The following is a 6230-nucleotide window of genomic DNA, read 5'->3' as shown; positions in this document are numbered from 1 at the left end:
GGAGAGGGCCAGAGGCCGATAGCCCAGACGGGACTTTTCGCTCACATACTTCTCCCAGATCGCCAGCAGGCGGGGCACAGCCTCGGCATCCTCAAACCCGGCCTGCTCCATGTACCGTTCCCATTCTGTCATTTCGGCAAAGAAAGCGGACAGCACATTGCGGCATTCCGACGCTGCCTGCTCATCCAGCTGGACGGGCTTTTTGGCCTTTTCCCGCTGGAGCTGGGAGAAGTGTTCCATCTGCTCCTTGGTAAATTGCACATGGGCCACCGGATGGATGTAGTTGTTGCCGGCGACAGCCAGTAGTCCATCATAAGTAACAGCAGTGTGGTCGATCCAGATGTGGGAGAGTTTGGGGATGGAGGCTGCTCGAAGCAGACCGGCATCATCCAGCCCAGTGTGGTCAAGGGCCAGTAGATCCAGCTTACAGCTTTGCAGGGCGGACAAGCCGCTTCCGTCGATCCCGGCATTCCCGGTCAGCAGCAGATAGCGCAGCTTGGGCATGGCGGAAAAAAAGGGGAAACAGGCGTCGGTGAGGGCGCCGTTCTCCACGCCGAAGTTGACCATACTTTTATGCCCGGCAAAGGGGGCAAGCAGTTCATCCGTCACCGGATACCCTTTCACATGGAAGCCCACCAGGGTGTAACCGGCCAACCGCTCCATGATCTCTGCGGTCAGCTTCGGGACTTCAAATTGTTTCTCTCTATCTAAGGCCAGGACACCATTTTCCCAATCCGCTGTCCGCGCCCGTTTTGGCCATTCCATAGCTTTCCTCCTTACTCCTGTGCTCAATCTGCTAACATTTCATGGGGAAATCTCTTTTCAAATATCCCAGTCTATGAAATCTTCACGGTTCCATACAAAGTGCTGATACAGGCACTTCAGATGTTCCTGTTCCTCCCGTGAGAGCTTCGCCCCGTTTTCATACCGCAAAGTGTCGGCATACAGGATAAACCCATCCACTTTTCCCGATGAAGCCCGAAACTCACCGTTTCCAATAATGGCAGCATTACCACACTCAAATGTAACCGAAGAAGAAGTGGTGTGGATTTTCATAATTGTTTCGATCATCTGGCAATATCACCTCTTATCTCCAGGCGAACCCATTCTCCACCCGGATGTCTGCACCCGGATCACAGGACGGAAAAAGTCATAGTCATTGTGAATCTCGTTATCTTCCCGAACCTCCGGTTTACAGTGAGGGGAACAGGGTAAATATCCAAGCAAAGGTCCCATGCCACCACAGATATTGCAGCCGCCGTCGCCGCCGCAGGTGGTCAATGTTTTCCCGTCTACCAGCTCCCGCTGATAGGGGTCGTAGGCGATGGACAGGCCAAAGAAGTTGGGCTGCTCCATGTCGTATGGCTTGCCCTGATCTTCCTTGCTTTCAAAGTGGTGCAGATGCATGGAGTAGTCCAGCCCATCGCCCCAGGGAAACAGGGTGCGGCATCCGCCCCCGCACAGATAGGCCCACTCATCCGGCGTGGGAAGGCTGGCTGCCACCTCCCACAACAGGAATCGCTGAAACTCTGGGTAGGTCATGGGATGGCACAGCCACGCCCGCCAGCTATCACCATTGCGCTTAAAGCGGACCGTTTGGTTGATTTCAACGCTTCGGCCATCCTTGCTGTCCAACTTCTGCAAGTTCTCCAGCCAATCGGGGTGGGCGGTGATGCGGGGATCGTTCATGAGTACGCTTTCCCAGCCAATCTCCTCCAGTTTTCTGCCCACGAACATGGGGCCGATGGTCACCTGGCGTACCGGGGCCATGCCCTGCCGGAGAAATTCCTCCGCAGTGCCCTCATATTCGATTTCTGTAAAAATATCCGCCAGTTCCTCTTGGTTGGCCTTGTCCATCCCTTGGACAAAGCTCTCCCAGCCAAGCGTCACGGTATCGCCTGGGACAAAGACAAACTCCCGGCCACCTTTTTCAAACAGGCCGGTGGTGCAGCTTTGTCCCCAGCGGGAAAAGGCGTATAGTTCCTTGAATGTCAAATTGTAACGAGTCGCCAGCGTCTGCATCAGCCAGAGCTTATCTGACAGTTTTAATGTATCAAAGTACAGTTTACAAGGGACTACACAGGGTAGGTATCTGACGGGAGGGGTTCCGCCCGTCAGATTTTCCATGTGATATTCAAACTATCGCTTGTGGCGGCTATGGTGGTAATCATCAAATCCACCACACGCCGCTTGTCGTCAAAGGATACATCCTCCCAAGTGTCGAGGTAGCCGGAAATCTGGCTGACCTGTTCCGGGCTGATGGCTTCCACTGTCAACTCCGCTATCCTCGCCAGAAGTTCCTGCTTGCGCCCGTCCAGTTCCGCTATCTTCACATTCACATAGGAGAGCAGCACATTGTTTGCGCCCGTCAGACTGTCCACCAGCTTTTCAATCTCGCTGTCCACATGGAGAAGTTCCACTTGCAGGGCGGCGATTTTCGGGTTTGCCTTTGCCGCTTTCTTCCTGCCCGTCAGCGTCTTGTGCTTTTCCAGCTTTTTCACCATCTGCTGGTAAACCACCGCTTCCAGCTCCGAAGTGATGATTTTCCCACACCCGGCACAGCTTTTATTGTCCAGCCGCTTTGTGCAGCGGAGATATTGCTTTCCCACAGGATTGTTAATGCTCATAAGGGCATATCCGCAGTTTCCGCACTTGATTTTTCCCGCCAGCCATGTATGGGTTGCTTTCCGGGCAGACTGGATTTTCATGTTGTTCATCAGCTTCTTGCGGCAGGTCAGCCAGATGTCGGAGGGGACAATGCCCTCATGGGGAGCCAACACCAGCATTTGGTCTTTCAAGTCGTTCTTTTTGCTGGGCTTCACATCCCGCCCTTGATACAGATAGCAGCCATTCATGCCGGTAAAATCGGCAGCGTCATTGACAATGATTGTCCCTTGACTTTTGAAAAATTCGTACACATCAAGGTCTGCCCGCACATAGACAGGATTGCGTAACATCTGCGCCAGCGTGGGGCGTATTAGTTCCTTGCCGTTGAATAAAATTCCCTGTTCGGCAAAGTACCGGGTAATGTCCCCGTAGGAGGTTGTGGGCTGGGCGTACATCTCGAACATCAGCCGGATATTTGCCGCTTCGTCTGGGTTTACCACCAGCTTCTTTGTGTTGATACCGTCCATCTTGATTGGCTCTGTATGGAAGCCATAAGGGGCTTTTCCACCCATCTTAAACCCTCGCTGGCTGCGGGAATAATAAGCGTCCGTCACCCGCTTCTGTATCGTTTCCCGTTCAAGCTGGGCGAACACGATACAGATATTCAGCATAGCCCGCCCCATCGGAGTAGAGGTATCAAACTTTTCCGTAGAGGACACAAACTCCACATTGTATTGCTGGAACAACTCCATCATGTTGGCAAAGTCCAGAATGGAACGGCTGATACGGTCGAGCTTGTAAACCACGACCTTTGCTATCAAGCCCCGCTTAATGTCCCGCACCAGTTCTTGAAACTTTGGACGGTCTGTGTTCTTGCCGCTGTACCCTTTGTCTGTGTATTCCTTACAGTTCCCGCCTTTCAATTCGTATTTGCAAAACTCAATCTGGCTTTCAATGGAAATGCTGTCCTTTTTGTCTACCGATTGCCTTGCATAGATTGCGTCTATTCTGTTATTCATTTTGTCGCTCCTTTTCTTAAAAAAGAAACGGAGCTGCTGACAGTTCTATTATACCGCCAGCAGCCCCGTAAATCAACGATGGCTTCGGAAAACCTTACGCCCCGGCTTCCTCTTTCTGCCGCTTATCGGCATATTTGCGGAACACCTCATAAAGCTGCTGCTCCAGTTCCCGGCGTTTGGCCACTTCCTGTTCCGGCGTGAACACCGGGGAGAGGTTTTCCAGCGTGATTTCTTTTCCCTGAAAAGTCACGACCTCTGTTTCTTTTTTGTATCTGATATGCTCCATAGAACCTCCTGTATTCAATTTTCAAGGTACAATGCCGCACAGGGACGGCGTAAAAATCTGCTTATAAAATCACCTTTCCTTTGTGTGCCGCTGTTGCCGCTTCAACTCCGCCAGCACTTCCGGCGGGATACGGTCAACCAGCCGCTGTAAATTGTCCAGTTCGCTTTTCAGCTTTGCCCGTTCCATCGTATCTTTCATCTTGCCTTTTTCACTGGCTTTTGCCCTTGCTTCCAGCTTTTCATTTTCCGCTAACAGGTCATTGATTGTGACCTTGTATTTTTTCAGTTGCCCGGAGAAATTCTCCATCTGCGGGAACCACTTTTTCAGCATGGAGAGGGCTTCCTCTTTTTTCTTTCCGGCGTTGAACGGGGTAATATCGCCCAGCGTGGCTTCAATGGCTCTTGCCTGTTTGGAGAGATTGACCGCCTGCTTGAACAGACGGGTGGGGATATGCTTCCTGCCTGTCTTGCTGGCGCTTTCCCCACGCTCCAAGTCGGGATATTTCTCCACCATATAAGCGTGAAAATCGTCCTGCCATTTTGTGAGGTTGGCTCTGTTCCCGATAATCTCCTTTGCACACAAGCGGTTGTCCTCTGTCAGAGGGACAAAGACCAAATGCAGGTGGGGTGTTTTCTCGTCCATGTGTACCACGGCCGACACGATATTTTCCCTGCCTACCCGCCCGATGAGGAAGTCTGCCGCCCTCTGGAAAAACGCTTGTATCTCCTTTGGCGACTTCTTCTTGAAAAACTCTGGGCTGGCGGTAATGAGCGTATCCACAAACCGGGTGCTGTCTTTCCTTGTACGGCAACCGGCCTGTTCGATACGGTTTTGAATAAAATGATAGTACCTGCCCTCCGGCTTGACGATATGGAAGTTGTATTTGCTCCGGCTGGTGTCAATGTCGGGGTTGCTGGCGTATTGCTCTTTCTGCCGTTCGTGATGGGCTTCCAGCGGCCTTGCCGGGTTGCCCTTGTGTTTCTCAAACCGCAAAATTGCGTGTTGTGCCATTCTGCTCCTTTCCTCGTTCCATTCTTTTCCAGCGGGTTTCCACAGGGAAAATCCCGCCGAAACTATCTCTGATAGGATAGGAATGGATAGAATATAAATCAATCTTTTTATCTTTATATTTCTATATACCGTCCGGTTTCCGTACTTCCGGGGAGTGATTTCCATACTTCATGGGTATGGTTTTCAGTCCTCCGGCGTTCCATAACCGGATTTCTTGAAGTCGGTGTTTGGAACCGCTTCATAGGATTTTGGGTAAATGCGGTTGGGTTTTCCACAGCCCTGCTTCTGGATCTCCACCAGCCCCGCATACTGCAATTCCCGTAGGGTATTGACGGCTTTCTGCCGCCCACAGTGGAGCAGGGCGACTACCTCGCAGATTGGATAGTACAGGTAAATGCGCCCGTACTCGTCCGCCCAGCCGTTCTTACGGGACAACTCCGTCCGGCGCAGGATAAAGGCGTACAGTATCTTCGCTTCATTGGACAGGGGTGTGAATGTGGGGGCTTCAAAAAGGAAATTGGGCAGCCGGGTAAAGCTGACCGATTTTTCCGGCTGATGGATATAAATGGTGTTTGTCATATCGTGTTTGTGGACGGTTAGAAGCCTGTTTCCGGGGGCAGACGGTAGTTTCTATTGCCTGCCCCTGTTCTGTGCTTGCAAAGCCTTGAAAATCAAGGACTTTTCAGCCCCTAACTGTCCACACAAGACCTCCTTTTCCGTTCACTTTCTGTTTTCTGCCGCCTGTGAACTCTGGCGGCACAGCCGGGGCAGTATTTTGCCCGGTTGGATTTAGGGACGAACACACCGCCGCAGACCGCACAGCGTTTCAAGTCCTTATCCCGGAAAATCTCCGCTTCCAGCGTCCCGTCCAGCGGCAAGACCGCCCAGCGGAACCACTTACAGCAGACCGAGAAAGAAACCGTCTGCGGACAGGTGCAGGTGTCCCCATCGTCAAGGGGCATACAGTTCCCGTCCTCATAACAGCAGCACTCCCGGCGGATCAGGGCGTTTGCCTGTTTCCGCTGCGCTGGGGTCATGCGGTAAAGGGAACCGTCTTGCTTGCGCTCTATGGGCGGCAGTCGTTTATATGGGTTCTCTCTCATGTGTTTCCTCCATTTTGCTTTCCGTTGCCGCTCTCTCCGAAAAGGCTTCCTGCCCCATTCCTGCGGCGTGTTCCGGCGTTGGCACGCTCCCCACAGCTTCGGGACAAGTTGTCCCGAAGTGACCTCTGGACAAAGTGTCCAGAAATTGGCTTCTTGCGGTGCTTCCCCTGCCGGGGTATTCCTTTTCGGACGGTCATTCATTTT

Annotated in this window: 8 protein-coding genes; all 8 read right to left on the bottom strand. The window is 52.4% G+C overall.

The annotated features are described in order from the left end of the window. On the bottom strand, positions 1-765 hold a 765-nt coding region (locus BN162_RS13640; RefSeq protein WP_020225669.1), incomplete at its 3' end, for a hypothetical protein. Between the two features lie 57 nt (positions 766-822). Then, positions 823-1071 (bottom strand): hypothetical protein, encoded by a 249-nt coding sequence (locus BN162_RS13635; RefSeq protein ID WP_020225668.1) that lies wholly within the window; start codon positions 1069-1071, stop codon positions 823-825. Positions 1072-1080: 9 nt separating this feature from the next. Beyond that, on the bottom strand, positions 1081-2022 hold the full coding sequence (locus BN162_RS13630) for a hypothetical protein (RefSeq protein ID WP_020225667.1): 942 nt from the start codon (positions 2020-2022) through the stop codon (positions 1081-1083). Between the two features lie 92 nt (positions 2023-2114). After that, positions 2115-3626, bottom strand: coding sequence for a recombinase family protein (locus BN162_RS13625; RefSeq protein ID WP_020225666.1), 1512 nt, complete (start codon positions 3624-3626; stop codon positions 2115-2117). A gap of 94 nt (positions 3627-3720) precedes the next feature. After that, positions 3721-3912, bottom strand: coding sequence for a hypothetical protein (locus BN162_RS13620; RefSeq protein WP_020225665.1), 192 nt, complete (start codon positions 3910-3912; stop codon positions 3721-3723). 69 nt (positions 3913-3981) lie between these two features. Then, positions 3982-4923, bottom strand: coding sequence for a MobV family relaxase (gene mobV / locus BN162_RS13615; RefSeq protein ID WP_040452192.1), 942 nt, complete (start codon positions 4921-4923; stop codon positions 3982-3984). 183 nt (positions 4924-5106) lie between these two features. Next, a complete protein-coding gene (locus BN162_RS13610) occupies positions 5107-5502 on the bottom strand; it encodes a replication initiator protein A (protein WP_020225663.1) in 396 nt (131 codons plus the stop codon). Between the two features lie 110 nt (positions 5503-5612). Beyond that, entirely contained in the window at positions 5613-6026 is a 414-nt protein-coding gene (locus BN162_RS13605; RefSeq protein ID WP_020225662.1) for a cysteine-rich VLP domain-containing protein, read from the bottom strand. Between the last annotated feature and the right edge of the window lie 204 nt (positions 6027-6230).

The sequence above is a fragment of the Holdemania massiliensis AP2 genome (genome assembly GCF_000327285.1).
GTDB classification, from domain to species: domain Bacteria; phylum Bacillota_I; class Bacilli_A; order Erysipelotrichales; family Erysipelotrichaceae; genus Holdemania; species Holdemania massiliensis.
This window is presented reverse-complemented; position numbering and strand designations above follow the sequence as displayed.

What these genes read in the sequence shown, in the direction of transcription:
- BN162_RS13625 (WP_020225666.1), bottom strand. Translation starts at nt 3,626, where the DNA reads ATGAATAACAGAATAGACGCAATCTATGCAAGGCAATCGGTAGACAAA.
- BN162_RS13630 (WP_020225667.1), bottom strand. Translation starts at nt 2,022, where the DNA reads ATGCAGACGCTGGCGACTCGTTACAATTTGACATTCAAGGAACTATAC.
- BN162_RS13635 (WP_020225668.1), bottom strand. Translation starts at nt 1,071, where the DNA reads ATGATCGAAACAATTATGAAAATCCACACCACTTCTTCTTCGGTTACA.
- BN162_RS13610 (WP_020225663.1), bottom strand. Translation starts at nt 5,502, where the DNA reads ATGACAAACACCATTTATATCCATCAGCCGGAAAAATCGGTCAGCTTT.
- mobV (WP_040452192.1), bottom strand. Translation starts at nt 4,923, where the DNA reads ATGGCACAACACGCAATTTTGCGGTTTGAGAAACACAAGGGCAACCCG.
- BN162_RS13605 (WP_020225662.1), bottom strand. Translation starts at nt 6,026, where the DNA reads ATGAGAGAGAACCCATATAAACGACTGCCGCCCATAGAGCGCAAGCAA.
- BN162_RS13620 (WP_020225665.1), bottom strand. Translation starts at nt 3,912, where the DNA reads ATGGAGCATATCAGATACAAAAAAGAAACAGAGGTCGTGACTTTTCAG.